Annotated in this window: 18 protein-coding genes; 6 read left to right on the forward strand and 12 right to left on the reverse strand. The window is 37.8% G+C overall.

Features of this window, described 5'->3' with window-relative positions; genetic code table 11:
• Positions 1–108 precede the first annotated feature (108 nt).
• The 5 genes from BUA72_RS23040 to BUA72_RS23060 form a co-directional block, all read right to left on the reverse strand.
• Positions 109–804 (reverse strand): YjjG family noncanonical pyrimidine nucleotidase, encoded by a 696-nt coding sequence (locus BUA72_RS23040; protein ID WP_072925541.1) that lies wholly within the window; start codon positions 802–804, stop codon positions 109–111.
• Positions 805–1,008: 204 nt separating this feature from the next.
• On the reverse strand, positions 1,009–1,599 hold the full coding sequence (locus tag BUA72_RS23045; RefSeq protein WP_034726967.1) for an RNA polymerase sigma factor: 591 nt from the start codon (positions 1,597–1,599) through the stop codon (positions 1,009–1,011).
• 198 nt (positions 1,600–1,797) lie between these two features.
• The gene (locus tag BUA72_RS23050) at positions 1,798–2,289 is read right to left on the reverse strand and encodes a hypothetical protein (RefSeq protein WP_072925544.1); all 492 of its coding nucleotides are present in this window, start codon (positions 2,287–2,289) and stop codon (positions 1,798–1,800) included.
• Between the two features lie 84 nt (positions 2,290–2,373).
• On the reverse strand, positions 2,374–3,654 hold the full coding sequence (gene metK / locus BUA72_RS23055) for a methionine adenosyltransferase (RefSeq protein ID WP_072925546.1): 1,281 nt from the start codon (positions 3,652–3,654) through the stop codon (positions 2,374–2,376).
• Between the two features lie 230 nt (positions 3,655–3,884).
• The gene (locus BUA72_RS23060; RefSeq protein WP_034726964.1) at positions 3,885–4,835 is read right to left on the reverse strand and encodes a LysR substrate-binding domain-containing protein; all 951 of its coding nucleotides are present in this window, start codon (positions 4,833–4,835) and stop codon (positions 3,885–3,887) included.
• A gap of 132 nt (positions 4,836–4,967) precedes the next feature.
• Between BUA72_RS23060 and BUA72_RS23065 the strand changes: the two genes are divergently transcribed.
• The 5 genes from BUA72_RS23065 to BUA72_RS23085 all read left to right on the forward strand — a co-directional run bounded on the left by BUA72_RS23065 (position 4,968) and on the right by BUA72_RS23085 (position 9,275).
• Positions 4,968–6,455 (forward strand): catalase, encoded by a 1,488-nt coding sequence (locus BUA72_RS23065; protein WP_072925549.1) that lies wholly within the window; start codon positions 4,968–4,970, stop codon positions 6,453–6,455.
• Between the two features lie 104 nt (positions 6,456–6,559).
• Positions 6,560–7,327 (forward strand): enoyl-CoA hydratase/isomerase family protein, encoded by a 768-nt coding sequence (locus BUA72_RS23070; protein WP_034726962.1) that lies wholly within the window; start codon positions 6,560–6,562, stop codon positions 7,325–7,327.
• Positions 7,328–7,370: 43 nt separating this feature from the next.
• The gene (locus tag BUA72_RS23075; protein ID WP_072925552.1) at positions 7,371–7,793 is read left to right on the forward strand and encodes a deoxycytidylate deaminase; all 423 of its coding nucleotides are present in this window, start codon (positions 7,371–7,373) and stop codon (positions 7,791–7,793) included.
• A 6-nt stretch (positions 7,794–7,799) separates the two neighbouring features.
• The gene (gene xerD / locus BUA72_RS23080) at positions 7,800–8,714 is read left to right on the forward strand and encodes a site-specific tyrosine recombinase XerD (RefSeq protein WP_034726960.1); all 915 of its coding nucleotides are present in this window, start codon (positions 7,800–7,802) and stop codon (positions 8,712–8,714) included.
• Positions 8,715–8,756: 42 nt separating this feature from the next.
• Positions 8,757–9,275, forward strand: a complete 519-nt coding sequence (locus BUA72_RS23085; protein ID WP_072925554.1) for an NUDIX hydrolase — start codon at positions 8,757–8,759, stop codon at positions 9,273–9,275.
• A 292-nt stretch (positions 9,276–9,567) separates the two neighbouring features.
• On the opposite strand, the gene BUA72_RS23090 is transcribed toward BUA72_RS23085, so the two are convergent.
• The 3 genes from BUA72_RS23090 to BUA72_RS23100 are packed head-to-tail and all read right to left on the reverse strand — an operon-like array spanning position 9,568 to position 13,076.
• Positions 9,568–10,026: a heme-binding domain-containing protein gene (locus tag BUA72_RS23090; protein WP_052202425.1), complete on the reverse strand. Its 459-nt coding sequence runs from the start codon at positions 10,024–10,026 to the stop codon at positions 9,568–9,570.
• Between the two features lie 4 nt (positions 10,027–10,030).
• Complete coding sequence (locus BUA72_RS23095) at positions 10,031–11,791, reverse strand: Ig-like domain-containing domain (RefSeq protein WP_072925557.1); 1,761 nt, start codon at positions 11,789–11,791, stop codon at positions 10,031–10,033.
• 22 nt (positions 11,792–11,813) lie between these two features.
• Positions 11,814–13,076 carry a serine hydrolase domain-containing protein gene (locus BUA72_RS23100; protein WP_072925559.1) on the reverse strand — a complete coding sequence of 421 codons (1,263 nt, stop codon included), beginning with the start codon at positions 13,074–13,076 and terminating at the stop codon, positions 11,814–11,816.
• Positions 13,077–13,423: 347 nt separating this feature from the next.
• On the opposite strand from BUA72_RS23100, the gene BUA72_RS23105 reads away from it, so the two are divergent.
• Positions 13,424–14,845 (forward strand): BspA family leucine-rich repeat surface protein, encoded by a 1,422-nt coding sequence (locus BUA72_RS23105; RefSeq protein ID WP_072925562.1) that lies wholly within the window; start codon positions 13,424–13,426, stop codon positions 14,843–14,845.
• Positions 14,846–15,024: 179 nt separating this feature from the next.
• Here the strand turns inward: BUA72_RS23105 and BUA72_RS23110 are convergent, their stop codons facing one another.
• The 4 genes from BUA72_RS23110 to BUA72_RS23125 all read right to left on the reverse strand — a co-directional run bounded on the left by BUA72_RS23110 (position 15,025) and on the right by BUA72_RS23125 (position 17,797).
• Positions 15,025–15,957 carry a 2-hydroxyacid dehydrogenase gene (locus BUA72_RS23110; RefSeq protein WP_072925565.1) on the reverse strand — a complete coding sequence of 311 codons (933 nt, stop codon included), beginning with the start codon at positions 15,955–15,957 and terminating at the stop codon, positions 15,025–15,027.
• A gap of 69 nt (positions 15,958–16,026) precedes the next feature.
• Positions 16,027–16,422: a GxxExxY protein gene (locus BUA72_RS23115; RefSeq protein ID WP_083544287.1), complete on the reverse strand. Its 396-nt coding sequence runs from the start codon at positions 16,420–16,422 to the stop codon at positions 16,027–16,029.
• A gap of 86 nt (positions 16,423–16,508) precedes the next feature.
• On the reverse strand, positions 16,509–17,060 hold the full coding sequence (locus tag BUA72_RS23120; RefSeq protein WP_034726956.1) for an acyl-CoA thioesterase: 552 nt from the start codon (positions 17,058–17,060) through the stop codon (positions 16,509–16,511).
• Positions 17,048–17,797 (reverse strand): HU domain-containing protein, encoded by a 750-nt coding sequence (locus BUA72_RS23125; protein ID WP_072925567.1) that lies wholly within the window; start codon positions 17,795–17,797, stop codon positions 17,048–17,050. Before BUA72_RS23125 ends, BUA72_RS23120 begins: the two co-directional genes overlap by 13 nt.
• Positions 17,798–17,926 lie beyond the last annotated feature (129 nt).

The following is a 17,926-nucleotide window of genomic DNA, read 5'->3' on the forward strand; positions in this document are numbered from 1 at the left end:
GGTTAACCGTAATTTTTCTTATCCCGAATTTGGTTTAATTCAACTTAAATCGTCCATCATCTTAATGGTTCAAAAAATCAGTTTTTACCGTACTGAAAACTGTATATTTTATAAGTATTCTTTAATCTGCAAAAGATGAGTGATAGCCTTCAATCCCTCTTCCTGCTTATTTTCTTTATATACATCAAAGAAGATCACATCCAGTCCATAATTTTGAGAACCCACTACATCTGCGATCCAGTCGTCGCCGATCAGTATGCTTTCTTCCTTAGTGGCTTCTGCCAGTCCGAGAGAATATTCAAAGATCTTCGGATTAGGTTTTCTCACACCTATAGAATCAGCGCTGGTAATGGTTTTAAAGTATTTATCGATTCCGGACAGGATACATTTTCTTTCCGTTACTTCCTGGAAGCCGTTGGAAATGACATGCAGTGTATAGTGTTTGGATTTCAGGTATTCAAGAATATATTCCGCTCCTTCTACCAGCTCGTTGTGATTAAGGATTTTATCCAGAAAATGTTCCTCAAAATATTGGGAAAGCTCTTCATCATCCACTCCAAAATGTTTGAACGTATCATAGAAACGATGCTTTCTCAGATATTCTTTATCGATAAGCCCGTCCCTGATTTTCTCCCAAAGACTTTCATTGATGTCATGATAGACAGTATGGAAGCTTTCAAAGTCGATATGATAATGTAAAGTGATTTCCTGCTTTTCAAAAAGGTCTTTAATGGTAAGATATGCGTTCTTACGGTGATCCCAGAGCGTATTGTCCAGGTCAAAAAAAATGTGCTGAATTTTCATACAGCACAAAATTACTCAATTTAATTTTTGGAAATTGGGAAATTCTTGTTTTTGGTTGGTACCACTTCAATACTTTTTGAGTAATTCAGTAGAAAATCAATTGTTTGTTTCTTAGGTTTCAAAGTTTTCACTTTTAAGGAATCATTTTTTTTCATAGGCGAAAGTATGTTTTCCTTTAAACGTGAATTTTCTGAAATTATTATCCTAACGTGTCAATACAATATTATTTTCGTCCATGATTTTTCTCAGGTTGATCAATGCGTAGCGTACTCTTCCCAATGTGGTATTGATACTCATATTGGTATGATCTGCAATTTCTTTGAAGCTCAGCCCATCAAAAAACCTCAGTTTAATGACTTCCTGCTGGTTCTGTGGCAGAAACTGAAGCATCCTTAAAAGGTCTTCCTGAATCTGAAGGGTTACCAACTGATCTTCAATATTTTCCGATGGCTCTCTGATCAGATCAAAAATAGAATACTCGTCTGTTTCGAAAGTGGTTTCCGAAACTTTAACGTTTTTCGCTTTCAGTCTGAAATGATCGATGATAAGGTTGTGTGCGATTCTTTTTGCCCAAAGAATGAATTTGCCTTCTTCGTTATACCGTCCTTCTTTCAGCATCAGGATGATTTTCATGAATGTATCCTGAAAAACATCATTGGCCAGGTCTTCATCATTAATTTTGTAAAAAATGAATGTAAACAGTTCTCTCTGATGACGATGAATAAGGGCTGATAGGGCTTCTTCGTCTCCTTTCTGGTAAAGGGAAATTAGTAGGCTGTCCGTTTTTGATTTCATAACTCTTCTCAATAATAAAAAATTTGCAGACCAGCAATTCTCCAGATATTCTATCTGGCCCTAGCTGTAAATACAAAACAGTTTTTTGGAGTAAAGTAAAATCAATAGGCGGTACAATTATTATATGGTGTAAATATAATAATTTTTTAATAACTGTTAAGCAATTATTAAATTTTTACAAGAAAAATGTAAAAAAACTTATTTAAACATATCATGAATAAACACTGTAGGGATATTTAATGTTAAATTAATATTTAAACCTTTCATCTCTTTTCCGTTCAAACGCGCATCTCCGATCGGAAAAGCATAACCTCCGGCAAGATCCAAAAGCCCGAAAAGCGTCACTCCTATTTTCGGAGCGATATATTTATTGGTTCCTTCCGCACCGATCAAAAGATAGTAAGCGTGATAGAAATCTACATTTTTTTCAAAATTAAGCATGACATCGGCCTGCAGTTTCGGCATGATCGCAAATTTGGAACCGGCTGAACCCATCAGAGCAGATCCACCCAATCTGTATATCACATCATCATTCTTCAGGAAAAGCAGCTTGCCCCCAACTTCTCCAAAGCTCTGGTTCTGGTACGTATATCCCACGCTAACCATTTTATGCATGGTATACTGTGCTTTCGCCATTATGCTCAGGAAAAATACAAATACTACGGTTGCTGCTGTTCTAAAATTCATCATCTCTAAATTATTTAAGGTGTAAAATTAAAAAAAACTGCCTTACCCAAAGATAAAGCAGTCTATTTATTATTTCTGAAGAAAAAATTAAATACCGAAAGCGGCTTTAATTTCGTCTACTTTGTCAAGTTTTTCCCAGGTAAAGAACTCAAGACCTGTAAGGGTAATTTCATTCTTCTGGCCTTTATTAAATGTTTTGTCAGCGGTATAATGCTCTTTCCCCATGTGTCCGTAAGAAGCCGTTTCAAGGTAGATCGGGTTTCTTAATTTTAAGTTCTGCTCAATAGCATAAGGTCTTAAATCGAAGATAGTAGACACTTTCTTAGCAATGTCACCGTCGTTAAGATCTACTTTCGCAGTTCCGTAGGTATTGATATATAAACCACAAGGTTCAGCAACACCGATTGCGTAAGAAACCTGCACCAAAACTTCGTCAGCTACTCCTGCAGCCACTAAGTTTTTAGCGATGTGTCTTGTAGCATAAGCAGCACTTCTGTCTACTTTGGACGGATCTTTTCCAGAGAAAGCACCACCACCGTGGGCTCCTTTTCCTCCGTAAGTATCTACGATGATTTTTCTTCCTGTAAGACCTGTATCTCCGTGAGGACCACCGATCACAAATTTCCCTGTAGGGTTGATGTGATATTTGATCTGATCATTGAACAAAGCCTTGATCTCTTCAGTCTGCTGAGCCACTACTCTTGGAACCAGGATACTTTTGATATCTTCACGGATCCTGTTCAGCATTTCTTCTTCAGTACCGAAGTCATCGTGCTGTGTAGACACTACGATAGAATCAATTCTTACCGGTTTGTGGTCATCAGAATATTCAATAGTCACCTGGCTTTTTGCATCAGGACGCAGGTAAGCGATTTCGCTTCCGTCTCTTCTCAATACAGAAAGTTCTTTAAGAATCGTGTGGGCAAGGTCTAAAGCAAGAGGCATATAGTTAGCCGTCTCGTTAGTTGCATAACCGAACATCATCCCCTGGTCACCAGCTCCCTGTGCGTTTGCCTTAGCCTCGAAAGATTCGTCGTTTACTGCTCTGTCTACCCCTTGGTTGATATCCGGAGACTGCTCATGGATCGCGGAGATTACTCCACAAGAATCACCATTGAACATATATTCTCCTTTCGTATAGCCAATTCCGTTAATAACGTCTCTTGCAATGGTCTGAACATCAAGATAGGCGTCAGACTTCACTTCACCGGCAAGTACTACCTGTCCAGTAGTTACAAGGGTTTCACAAGCTACCTTAGAGTTTTTATCGTATGCTAAAAAATGATCGATTAATGCATCGGAAATTTGGTCGGCAATTTTATCCGGATGTCCTTCTGAAACGGATTCAGATGTAAATAGATAAGACATATTATTCTTTGTTTTTTAGATTAAAATAAGTGAAGAAAAATAAGAATAAACTGCCCAAAAAAGAATACTGTTTTAGCATATTTTTAGAGAGGTTGCAATCAGGTCAAATTTTTCCTCGTTTATAAACGTCTGCAAATTTAAGTACTATTTTTTTAATACTCAAGATTTTTGCTTATTAATTATAATTTTCTTAAAATTAATGATTTATATCACTTTGCGGACTTCTTAGTTCATTGCGGTTTAATGCTCACAAACTCTTTCGGGTTGATGTGATAATTAAGCTTCTGCTCTAAAGAACTCTTGATAGAATGAGATAATTCATCAATAATCTTCTGCTTGAAAGTTGGCTTATAATAGATGATCTTGATCTCTCTGTAAGGGAAAGGTTTTTTGAATCTGAACACATTTTCTTTCTGCTCATCAGAAAGCTGACTCAACGCTAATTCCGGCAGAATACTGATCCCTCCTACCTTGTCTACCATATGCACCAATGTTTGAATATTGGAAGCCAGGAAATCAAGATTTTTAGGTTTCAGTGTATTTTCTTTCAGATGACAGATATTCTCAAACTGGTTTCTCAGACAGTTCCCTTCCTCAAGAAGCCAAACTTTTTCAACGTTCAGTTCTTCAGGGATGATATAAGAATTCTTTTTATTCGCTTCCGTATTGGAGCTGTAAATCATCAGTTCCTCATTGAAAAGGAAATCCTGATAGAATTCATCAGCCGTGTCGTAGGGTGTAGAAATAATTCCAGCATCCAGTTCACCGGCTTTTAAAGCCTTGATGATATTATCTGTGGTCATTTCCTTCACATTCATCTGGATTTTCGGGTTGTCTTCCAAAAACTTAAAGATTTCTGTTGGTAAAATGAAAGACGAAACCGTAGGAATGATTCCTAAATTGATCGTTCCGCCTAAAATATTATTCAGAAGATTCGCTTTATTTTTCAGCTCATTGACAGATTCTATAATTACCTTTGCCTGATCAATGATCTGAAGCCCTACATCTGTAGTACGGATCGGGTGTGTAGTTCTGTCGAACACCTTCACATCCAGTTCATCCTCAAATTTTTGTATCATCGCACTTAACGTGGGCTGCGTAATAAAGCATGCCTGAGCTGCTTTACCAAAATGTTTGTACTTATCTACAGCGATAAGATACTCCAGTTGCTGAATGTTCATCTGATTAATATTATCTATTACAAAGATAAAATGTTTTTGCTATTAGTAATCAAAAATTCAAGTAAATTTGATATTTCATACGTCTGCATAAGACAGTTTACAAGGTAAATCAATCATACAAATCATAACTCTATGGATTCTAAAAAATTAACGCTAAGCAATGGCGCTCCTTATTTTGAACACCAGGACTCACAAACCGTAGGTCCCAGAGGGCCTGTCCTGCTGCAGGATTTTATCCTTCAGGAAAATCTCGCGCACTTTGTTAGGGAAAGAATCCCTGAAAGAATTGTACATGCCAAAGGAAGCGGTGCCTATGGAACATTTACAGTTACTCATGACATCAGCCAGTATACCAAAGCGAAATTATTTTCAAAAGTAGGAAACTCATGCAGGATGTTTGCCCGTTTCTCTACCGTGGGTGGAGAAAAAGGAAGCGCAGACACCGCAAGAGACCCGAGAGGTTTTGCTTTAAAATTTTATACCGAAGACGGAAACTGGGATCTGGTAGGAAACAATACACCGGTATTCTTTATTAAGGATGCTAAAAAATTCCCGGACTTTATCCACACCCAGAAAAGAGTACCAAAGACCAATTTAAAAAGTGCCACGATGATGTGGGATTTCTGGAGCCACAATCCTGAGTCTCTTCACCAGGTTCTTATTTTAATGTCCGACAGAGGAACACCTCACGGCTACAGACATATGCATGGATTCGGATCTCATACTTTCGCGATGATCAATGATAAGAATGAAAGGGTATGGGTAAAATTCCATTTTAAAACAAAACAGGGAATTAAAAACTTTACGGATGCCGAGGCAGTAAAAATGGCGGGAGAAAATCCGGACTTTGCACAGGAAGATCTTTGCAACGCCATCGAAAACGGAGATTTCCCGAAATGGACCTTGTTTATCCAGGTGATGACGGAAGAGCAGGCAAAAGATTTCAGATGGAATCCTTTTGACGTAACGAAAGTTTGGTTCCACGATGACTACCCGATGATCGAAGTGGGAGAAATGGAGCTGAATGAAGTACCTGTTAATTATTTTGCACACGTAGAGCAGTCTGCTTTTTCACCAAGCAGCCTGATTAACGGAATCAGTTTTTCTCCGGATAAAATGCTTCAGGGAAGATTATTCTCTTATCCTGATGCCCACAGATACAGAGTGGGAGTCAATGCTCATCTTCTGGAAGTGAACCGATGCCCTTTTGCGGTCAACAACTACCAGAGAGATGGTTTCATGGCAGATTCAAGTGAATATCAGGACAAGCCTAATTATTTCCCGAACAGTTTTGATAATGTAAAACCGGATCCTTCGTATAAAAATTACGAGTATGAACTGGACAGTGCCCATGTTGCCAGCTACAATAGAAACGAAAACGACGACGACCACTATACCCAACCCGGATTACTGTACACAAAATCTATGACCGCTGAAGACAGAGAACACCTAATCAGCAACATCGTGGGAAGTATGAAAGGAATCACGGGACCTAAAAAAGACGAGATCATCAACCGTCAGTTATGTCACTTTTTCAGGACTAATATTGAACTTGGCATGAAAGTGGCATCTCAGCTTCATGTCAATATAGATGCGAATATGATGAATCATTCGAAATAGTATTTTGAAAGATAAATCAATTAAAAGGAAAAAAAACCAATATTTTTTCCTTTTTTTTGTAAAAAATTTATAATTTGCAGAAAATAATATTTTAAAGTGGAAAAATGAGTTACGAAAATATATTATTAGAAAAAGAAGACAGGATTGCTGTCATTACGATCAACAGACCTCAGAGCTTAAATGCTCTTAATGCGAAGACTATTCAGGAAATTGGCTCAGCTATAGATGAACTGAACGCTGACACCACCTGTAGAGCAATTGTTCTAACAGGAAGCGGAGAAAAATCATTTGTAGCCGGAGCAGATATAAAAGAATTCAGTGATTTTGGACAGGAAAAAGCCGAAGAACTGGCCAGAAACGGGCAAAACAGCCTGTTCAACAAAATTGAAAATACATCTAAACCCGTGATTGCGGCCGTAAACGGTTTTGCATTAGGAGGTGGTTTAGAGCTTGCTATGGCGTGCCACATCAGATATGCATCAGAGAATGCAAGACTGGGGCTTCCGGAAGTAACTTTGGGATTGATTCCGGGTTATGGAGGAACACAGAGACTTCCTAAATTAGTAGGAAAAGGCATCGCCAACGAACTGATCTTCTCTGCCAAAATGATTCCCGCTCAAAGAGCAAAGGAAATCGGACTGGTGAATGAAGTATACCCAATTGAAGAATTATTAACCAAAACAAAAGAATTAGCAAGTATTATAGCCAGCAACTCACCAATGGCTATATCAAAGGCCATCCAAGCCGTTAACTTGTCTGATACGGATAAAGGTTTTGAATCTGAAATCAAGTATTTCGGAGAACTTTTTGATCTTGCAGACAAGAAAGAAGGAGTTACCGCTTTCCTAGAGAAAAGGAAGCCTAACTTCTAAGATTTTTAATCCAAATTATTTCGAAAAAAACTAATGCTGCGGTATGAATAAGTTTGATAAAGCTTATCTAAAAATGGCCCAGGAGTGGGCAAAACTATCCTACTGTAAGAGAAAACAGGTAGGAGCACTTATCGTAAAAGATAGGATGATTATTTCAGATGGTTACAACGGAACGCCTTCGGGGTTTGAAAACTGCTGTGAAGATGGAGAGGGGAAAACACACTGGTATGTACTTCATGCGGAAGCCAATGCGATATTAAAGCTGGCCGCTTCCACTCAGTCTGCAAAAGGTGCCACGTTATATTTAACGCTGTCGCCCTGCAAAGAATGCAGCAAACTGATTCTGCAGGCAGGAATTACAAGACTTGTGTATATCAATGAGTATTCAGACGACCACGGGATTTCGTTCCTGAGAAACCATAATATTGAAATAGAACAAATATCGGACTGTGAACTAAAAAAATAAGCACAAATGACTTGGGATGAAAAGATCAAAGATTTTGAAATATTTCTTCGCTTCGAAAGAAATTTTTCAGAAAACACGCTCGATGCCTATATTCGAGACATCAAAAAATTAAAAGATTATGCCATAGTGGATCTGGAAAACGTCGGTCCGGATGCTATAGGCTATGAAAACTTACAGGAATATATCTTCAATCTTTCCAAACAGAAGTTCAGCGAAAGATCTCAGGCAAGATGGATTTCTTCTATCAAAGCTTTCTTCAAGTTTCTTCTTGAGGATGAGTTCAGAGAAGACAATCCTGCGTCACTGCTTGAAGGCCCGAAACTGGGATTATATCTTCCTGACACCTTGAGCCTGCCGGATATCAATAAGATCATCGCAGCCATCGAGGCCAATTCTGATCTCGGAAAGAGAAATCATTGTATCATTGAAGTTCTGTACGGATGCGGATTACGTGTCTCGGAACTTATTGACCTTAAAATTTCGAACATCAATTTCAAAGAACAGTATATCAAAGTAAACGGAAAAGGCAATAAAACGCGTTTCGTTCCTTTGGCAGATTATACTGCTGAACTTTTGGAAACCTACATCAACGAGGTCCGTTCTACCAATAAGATCAATAAAAAGTATGAGGATACGCTGTTTCTTAACAGCCGTGGAACATCTATGTCCAGGGTGATCGTATTTCTGATCATCAAGGAACTTACAGACAAAGCAGGAGTAAGCAAAAAAATATCTCCACACACGTTCAGACATTCTTTTGCAACACACCTTTTACAGAATGGTGCAGACCTTCGTTATATCCAGGAAATGCTGGGACATTCCAGTATTACCACTACGGAGATTTATACCCATCTGAAGACAGAAGAACTTCGGGATGTGATCCTGAACTATCACCCGAGAAATATTAATATTGCTCAGTGATACGAAGTTCCATCTGAATTTTGAAAAAACGATTTTAAACAGATGAAAGTATTGAAATATTGCCCAAGCTGTGGCAAAGAAACGCTTCACTGGGACGGTGAAAAGAAATGGAGCTGTCCTGAATGCGGGTTTACCCTTTACAATAACGTAGCCGGCGCAGTAGCCGTTGTTATCCGGTGTGGTGATGAAATCTATCTTACCAGAAGAAACAGGGATCCTAAAAAGGGAAAACTGGATTTGGCGGGAGGTTTTGTAGATCCGAAGGAAAGTGCTGAGGAAACCTGTAAAAGAGAGCTTTTCGAAGAACTTCAGCTTGATGTGGATATTTCAAATTTAAAGTATCTGACCAGCCTTCCGAATGTGTATCAGTATAAGGAAATTGATTACAATACGATCGATCTCTTCTACGAGTATACGGTTCAGGAAAAGTTTGAGGTCAGTCTTGAGCTTTCTGAAATATCAGAAGCTGTCTGGATTCCTTTGAGTACATTGGATCTTAACGACATTGCTTTTGATTCTCAGAAGAAGTTTTTTGAGGAATATGTGAATAAAAACTTATAATATCTCCCACAGATCTCACAAAAAACACAGCTGTTTTCAATAATACTGTGTTACGGTGATATCTGTGGGATTTTCTTTGGATAAGAGTTTTGAGTTATAAATTATGAGTGATGAGTTTGAGAAGTACGGAATTTTGGTGGTTAAAACTATATGGGTATAACATATATAAACCACGAAATCATCATCCCAAAACATACTGAGCTGATAAAATTCCCTTGAAAAGTCTTCAATCTCACATCTGATGTCTGATGTCTGATGTCTAAAAAAAATATCTTAACCTGAACTCAGTTTTTTAATAAGATTTAGATTTCAGCATCTCTTCGAAGTACTGAACCATCAGTGTTCTTTCGGCTTCGGAAAGGTTGGCTTCTTTGTGATACACAATATAGCCCGGCATAGGCATTGTTTTATTTTGAACCGTCTGAATAGCTTTGCTCAGCATATTCTCCTTTAATTCCTTGTTATAAGTTCCCCAAATGGAAAAATTCAGGTGCTCTCTGCCTTCATTCACGTGGCTTTTTACAGACCATGAAATAGGGGCGAGGTAAGCATATTTAGGATATACTGTTTCATTGGAATGACAGTCGTAGCAGGCTCCTTTTATCAGATCCCTGATCTTCTCCGGAGTTTTCTTTGCTTCCACAAAATTAGCTGCTTTATCAACAGGCTTATTCACCCTGTCAATAGGGATAAACTGGATCAGCGCAAATGCGACCAATGTCCAGAACAATACTTTTTTTACCGTTTTCATATTTCTATTTTACCGGTGTCAGTACTGCGTTTCCGGAATCTGACTTCAGTTCTTTTTTTACTTCCTTCTGTACGGTTTCTTTCGGGGTTTCTTCCGTTGGAGTTTCTGCAGGTTTAGGAGCAACCGTTCCTTTAGGGTTATCCAGTGTTCTGGTGTCTTTCAGATCCCAGTCTTCTTTGGTTTCCCAAAGTGGCCTCACAATGGCTTTTTTGTAGAATACGTAAGAATCTTCTGCAGGGGTTTCCGTTTCGAAATCGGCTACGTCCCAGAATTTATTTCCGTTGTTGTCTACCAGTATCCTGACGATGTATTCATTAGGTTTCAGGATGTCAAATTTCACTTTGTCCCCTTTGGTATATCTTGAATAAACCACTTTGTCCGAAGCATCCAGAAGCTGGATCCAATAACTGGCTTCCGGAGCATTCTGAATAGAAAACGCCAGACTTCCGAACTGTTCTACTTTTTCTGCTTCGAAATCAAAACGTTTTGACTGTACATTTTTAGCATAATACGATGAAACGGTTTCTTTCGGAACAGTAAGCTGATATTTTTTACCCGGTACAAAATCTGAATGAATCATGATCTGGTACGGATCTGTTTCTGAAATTTTCGCTGTAAATTCCTGAGTGGTTAAACTGTCGCTCTTCAGCACCCATTTTTCAGGGCTTATCTTATCAATGATATAATTGGATCTAATCTTAAAATCAGAATTCGGGGCCAATGCAGGTCCTCCGTTATCATTTTCAAGATCCATGGCATTTTTCTTATTGTATTTGTAGAAAACGGATACGGTATCCTGTTTAGTACCCGTATCATAACTGAATTTAAGATTCTCTGTTACAGTCTGTCCTACATCACTTTTTACCGGATCAAACCAAATCCTTACGGTATCTGATTTCGGACGGTGAGTGAATTTTATATCCTTGAGTTTATCGCTTACAGAAGCTACTTTTACACTTTCCGGATTTCCTTCAAATGTCATGATAACTCCACCTGGATTTTCTTTCATCTCAGCATATTTCAGAGGCTTTTTGGAAGGATATACTTTTAATTTTACTCCTGAAATAGACTTTTCAACATCTACAGGATCTTTTTGGAAACCAATCTTTTCTTTTCCCGGATCATATACAGAATTGCCGTTTTCATCTTCAAAAGCGATGATCTTGTATTTTCCCTTTGTCAGATAATTAAGTTCGAAATAGCCATCTTCATCTACCTTGGTGATGTAGTACGGTTTCTGCTTATAATTAATGGTATCTTTTACCTGATAAAGGCCTACAACAAGCTTATTTTCACCCTGTTTCTTTTTAATCGCCGTGGCATCAATAATATCTCCACTGATGTACAGGTCATCAAGTTTATCTCCCGTAGAGAAAGCAAAATTGAAATAGCGGAGAATATTGGCTTCGTTATTATCTGCAATTGAATTTCCGAAGTTGAAATTATAGGTGGTATTTGCCTGAAGCGTGTCTTCCCACTGGATCATCACATACCTATTGGCGATATTGGAAGGAAGGATCCGCTTTATACTTTTGATAGGCGGAGAAATGATCAGGTTTTTATTAATATCCTTTAAAGTAATATATTCGTCAAAATCCAGCCTGAGCTCATGGATGTCTCTTTTCACATTGACTCTTGTGGTGTCAATATTTGAACTTAAAAACTTTGGCGCCAGGGTATCTTTCGGACCACCAACGGGAGCCCCTACTCTTGCACATGAGTGTACAAGAAAACAGATAACGAATAATAGAAGAAGTCTTTTCATATATGTTTAACAAAATTAAACATTATTCTCCAAAAACTTCATGTCCGGCATTCAAAGTATCTTTATTGTCGTTCATTACACTGTGGAGTTTATCTTTCTGAACAGGAAAATCTTCAAATAATCCTGATAAAGCAAGGGCTGTGTACACCTGATTCGAATATTTATTTCCAATCGCTACGATCGTCACTTTTGATTTCAGAAGGTGTGCAAATACGGAATTGGTCCCGTGCCACCAACCATTGTGGTAGGTAAGCTTCTCTCCGTTGTCAAAAATTTTCATCCTGAAACCCAGCCCATAATTATTCATTCCTGATTTTTCATTGCTGTATGGCGTGAAAACCATCTGCATCAAATCAGATTTTAAGAAATCTTTTGAATACATGGCTTTTGAGAAATTGTAAAGATCTCTTGGCGTAGTGTAGACATTTTTATCTCCATAAATAAGATCAAGTCTGTCCAGAGGATATAATCTGTTTCCACCGTAATAAAATGATTGTGCCGCCGTAGGAATATCTTTTTCCTGGAAAATATAAGTGTGCTCCATTTTCAGAGGCTGAAATATCATTTCTTTCATCGCCTGTGGAAAAGGAGTTTTTGTGATCTTTTCGATCAGGAGAGCCAACATCGCAAAATTGGTATTACAGTACATAAAACCTGTATCTGTATCTCTTGCAAGATCCGGCTTATACTTGATGATCATGTCCAGAACATCCTGGTTGGTAATGAAAGGCTTTGATAATTCTGCCGGAGCCGGCTGTATTTTGGGAATAAAATATTCGTATTTCGGAAGACCGCTTCTCTGATCCAGTAAGGTTTGCACCGTAACGTTCGGATAAGGGAATCCCGGGAAATATTGGGTAAGGTGATCTGTCAGTTTAATTTTTCCGGCTTCTACCAGCTTCAACATCGCCATGGCTGTCAAAGTTTTTGAAACGGAAGCCACATGAAGCGGCGTGTTTTTATCAATCGGCATCTGGTTTCCTTCTCTTCCGAAACCTCTGTAGTTTTCATATAGAATTTCGTCTCCTTTTGCTACCAGAATCCCTCCACTCAGGTTTCCTCCTTCCCAGATTTTTTTGTAATACTGATCAATATATCCCGTGAGTATTCCTTTGTCACCAAGCTGGCTGTCAGCTTTGGTAAAAACACTGTTCAGATCTACGTTTCCATAGTTCGGAAGGTTGGTTGTATTTTCTGCTGAAGCCTTTTTGGAATCAGCATCTTTTTTACAGGAAATAAGGGATAAAAAAACAGTTACAATAAGTACTAAATTACGCGTCGTCATGAGTATCAAAAAATGAGCAGCAATTTAATAAAACTCAAAATAAATCCTCAATCCGGAGCGTACATTATGAATTATTTAACATTATCAAATGCGCTTTTGAAAAATATAAAATCAAATGACACAAATCTTCTCAATGTGGAAACTTTCTTATAATTTAGATTAAGCACTTATTTTTTAAAGTGTAAAAAATCAATAAGATTTCTTTTATAAATATATATTTTAGATAAATCAACGCTAAAAAGGATAATTTATACGGAATTCAGGCGATTATTTGCAATTTTAATTTTTGTTTTTATGTCTTATTTATGGGAAATATGTATTTTTGCGCTCAATAAAAATTAATAAAAATGTTAAAAAAAATTTACTTTTTCTCTTTCTTCTTTTTGGCCATTAGTGCTCTAGGGGCACAGACGCCACTGATATTAAAATTTTTGGTGACCGATGCTAACAGCCTAAAAATAAAATTAAATACCCAAGGCGTTTACAGCTACTCATATGTAAAGACCAACAATTCTACTGTTACAGGTAATGGAAATGGAAATACGGGTTTAACAGAAATAAACGTTCCTTCAATAGGAACATATGCTATTTCAATTACGCCTACCGGCACTTTTAGACTTGGTTCCGGGACTGATGCAGATAAAGTGGTCGAACTAACACAATGGGGGCAAATAACCTGGAATACTAATTTATCAGGAATGTTTTCCGGATATGCGAATATTCAAATTACAGCAACTGATATTCCCGATTTTTCACAAGTTACCAATCTAAGCTCGTTTTTTTCAGGTTGTACCAACTTATCCATTGTAAACAATATTAACAACTGGAATGTGGGCAACGTGACCAATATGAGTAATTTATTCTTTAATGCCAAGGCTTTTAATAAGCCAATCGGTAGTTGGAATACATCTAAAGTTACAGATATGAGCCAGATGTTCTTTTATGCTGATGCATTCAATCAGGATATTGGTAATTGGAATGTTTCAAATGTGACTAACATGAGTTCAATGTTTAATCGTGCAAAGGCATTCAACCAGAATATTAATACCTGGAACGTGTCAAATGTTCAGAATATGTCACTGATGTTCGAAGCATCTCAGGCGTTTAACCAACCATTAAACAACTGGAATACTTCAAATGTTACCAATATGGCTCAAATGTTTTCTTATCCAAGTTTCAACCAAGACATTTCCTCTTGGGATGTATCGAATGTTACCGACATGTCTCGCATGTTTTGGTCTAACAATAATTTTAATAAGAATTTAGGCAACTGGACACTTTCGCCAATAGTGAATATGACAGAAATTTTTGGCTATAGTGGTTTAGATTGTGGAAATTATGGGGCAACATTAAAAGGCTGGGCTGAAAATCCTAATTCTCCACTTGGACGACTCGTAGGAGCAGTTGGAAGAACTTATGGAAACGGGGGCCAACTATATCGTAACCATTTAATTAACAACAAGGGCTGGACATTTGTTGGAGACAGTTTTTCTCCAAACTGCTCGGAGCCTTCGTTACTTGTTGAAGAAATAAAATCAGGCAAGACAAAATTACTGCTGTACCCAAATCCTGCCTCAGAAATGATCTTTATAAAATCAGAATACATCACTAAATCGGTACAGGTTTTAGATGCTTCAGGAAAAGTATTACTGAACAAAGTAGGTGAAACAAATCAATTAAACCTGCAACAAATTCCTACCGGCACCTATTTTATTAAAATTGCAACAGCCGATGGATCTGAGAGTACACACAAACTCATAAAAAAATAAACAATACGTAAAAATTGCCTTTTGCTATGTAAATATACCAGCTTCCGGCAATAAATGGAAAAGCACAGATCTTACGATCTGTGCTTTTTTATTATTTGAAAGTAAAAATATTATTTAGTGAAAATCATTTGGAAAGGTTACGTCAAAAATAGATCAGTACCTTCAGCAAGGATGATTACCTACCCTGCAAAGCTCTCTACAATTTTATCTACAATCACCTGAGCAAGTTTTTCTTTACTCTGATGCGTCCAGCCGGCAATGTGTGGGGTTACAATTGTTTTTTCAGATTCCAGAAGATACTTGAGATCTTCATTTTCTGTTTCAAGGTTTTCAAAAGATGCTTTTTCATACTCAAGAACATCCAGACACGCGCCTTTTACTTTCCCAGACTTCAAAGCATCAACTAGATATTTAGTTTCTACATTTTTTCCTCTTGCGGTATTGACAAAATAGAAGTCTTTTTTCATTCCTGAAATAAACTTTTCATCAACAAGATAGTGGGTTTCAGAAGTAAGCGGAATATGCAGGCTTACAATATCTGCAGACTGCTGTAGTTCTTCCAGACTGACCTGTGAAGCATACTCATCAGCAAGTCCGGGAAGAATATCATGAAAAACAACTTTACATCCGAATCCGGAGAATCTCTTTGCCGTAGCTTTTCCCATATTTCCGTATCCGATAAGGCCTACTGTCTTTCCAAGAAGCTCGTCGCCTCTGTTCTCTTCCCGTTTCCAGATTCCGTTTTTCACTTCATTGGAAGCGATGAAAAGGCGGTTCATCAGAATCAGCAACATTGCTACAACGTGTTCCGCGACAGAATCTCTGTTGCCTTCGGGAGAATTGATCAACTGTATTCCCAATTGCTCTGCAACAGGAATATCAATATTTTCCATTCCCGCTCCCACTCTGGCGATGAATTTCAGATTTTTTCCTTTTTCAAGAAAGTTTTTATCCAAAGGAATTCTGCTCCTGATGATGATTCCGTCATAATTTTCAATTTTATGGCAAACCTCATCGTAGGAAGACGTAAAATCCTCTTCCAGCACAAAGTTTTTAGCCAGAAGCTGCTCTGTGATGAGAGGATGGTTTTTATCTAAAAGGAGAATTTTCATTTTTTTAAGCACGAATGATTTAAACACTAATGACACTAATTATTTTCACAAATGACACCAATGTGAATTTTATAGTGTCCCATTGATTACTCTTTTTACCCCGTTTTTAAACTGGAGGGTATTAAAATTGATCAGCATTCCAAGCTTGCAGTTGCTTAAGCGAAGATAGGTCAGAATTTGAGCAAGATGTATGTCATTCAATGACTCCACAGCTTTAATCTCCAGAACAAATTTACTTTCAATCAGAAAATCCAGCCTGTAACCCACATCCAATTTCACTTCATCATAAACCAAGGGCATTGGTTTTTGTTTTTCAACCAGGAGATCATGCTTACCCAGCTCATAGAACATACATTCTTCATAGGCACTCTCCAAAAGTCCGGGACCTAAAGTTTTATGAACAATATATCCTACTTCATACACCATTCTTGATATATCATTCTCTGAAATACCTGATGTTATCATTTTTTTCATTTATTCCGCACAAATCATTTGTGAAAATTTGTGCAGCCATTTGTGTTATTTGTATTTAAGTCTTACAAAGGCAGGTTTTATTTTTTATCCTTCTTTGAATCCTTTGTTTCTTCCGGCTCCTGAAACAGTTTTTTAAGCTCTACAGAGTCAAGAGGCTTCATTCTTCCAGAAAGGATAAGGGAAAGTTCTTTTCTTCTGATCGCCGCAGCATGTCTCAGCTTTTCTTCTTCAGTCTCAGGGATCATATCCGGGATCGGAATAGGACGGTTGAATTCATCCACGGCAACGAAAGTATAGATTCCTTCATTGGTGTGAATTTTTTTCTGATTGATCGGGTCATCCAACCATACATCTACATACACCTCCATTGAAGTAGAGAAAGCTCTGGATACTTTAGATTCCAGAACCACTACGCCACCTTCAGGGATAGGATGATTGAAAGAAACGTGATTTACAGATGCTGTTACCACTCTTCTTTCACAGTGTCTGGCTGCAGAAATGGAAGCACAACGGTCCATTTTTGCCAGAAGTTCACCTCCGAAAAGGTTTCTTAAAGAGTTGGTTTCGTTCGGAAGAACAATATTAGTCATGATGGTCAGGGATTCTGACGCTTTTTTTACTTTTGCCATTGAGTCTTAGTGTTGTTTTGAACGGCCGGAGCAGGTTTTACCCCATTCACGGCAGGTTTTGATAATGAATCTTTTTTCAGGGAATCCGAAACTGCTGTTTTGGGAGCAACTATTGCTTTTACAGTATCTTTTGCAATTCTGTGCGTAGAAGTCTGTACAGAAACTTTATCAAAAGATTTTTTTCCGAAAAGAAGTTCCTGTTGGGTAAATGCCAGATACAGAATTCCAAGAACAGGAATTACAAGAAGGAAAATCCAGAGGATCGTCTTTTTGAATCGATAATCTTTTTCCCTGTTGACTGTGGTGTTTATTTTTTCACCGTTATTGATATCTGAAATCCTGATTTCTTCGAGTCCGTAAAAGTCCGGATGTCCCGATTCTATTCTTTTCCCTTTGAAATGGGTATGATCTTCTTCAATATTAATGAATCCAAGGTTTTGAATGTCCAGAACCTGATCTGCCTGAAGTTTTTTCTTCCAAAAATCGGTCTGAATCTTCAAATCGCTTTTGGATGCTTCCAGAGACATCTGTTTCTGGGCCGCAATGAAAGCAGCCAGCTCATCAGACTGTATCTCATAATCCACCGCAAAAACAATCTCGCTGGCGGGCGGAAGGATGCTTCCGTTCTCAGAATTAATAATTGCCTTGGAGTTTTTAAGCGAAAACACACCGAAGCCCGGAACCGTCACAGTTCCAAATTGTTTCAGATATTCTAAAATGTAAGCTGAAATATTCATTTGGCAGCAAATTTATAATTTTTTCGTGACTTTTTGAAGAGATTTAACGGATATAAAAAAAGACTGCCGAAACAGTCTTTTGATAAATATGTATAAAATTGAAAGTATTAAAACCTGTTTGGTAAATTA

This window comes from Chryseobacterium sp. OV279 (assembly GCF_900128945.1).
GTDB lineage: Bacteria > Bacteroidota > Bacteroidia > Flavobacteriales > Weeksellaceae > Chryseobacterium.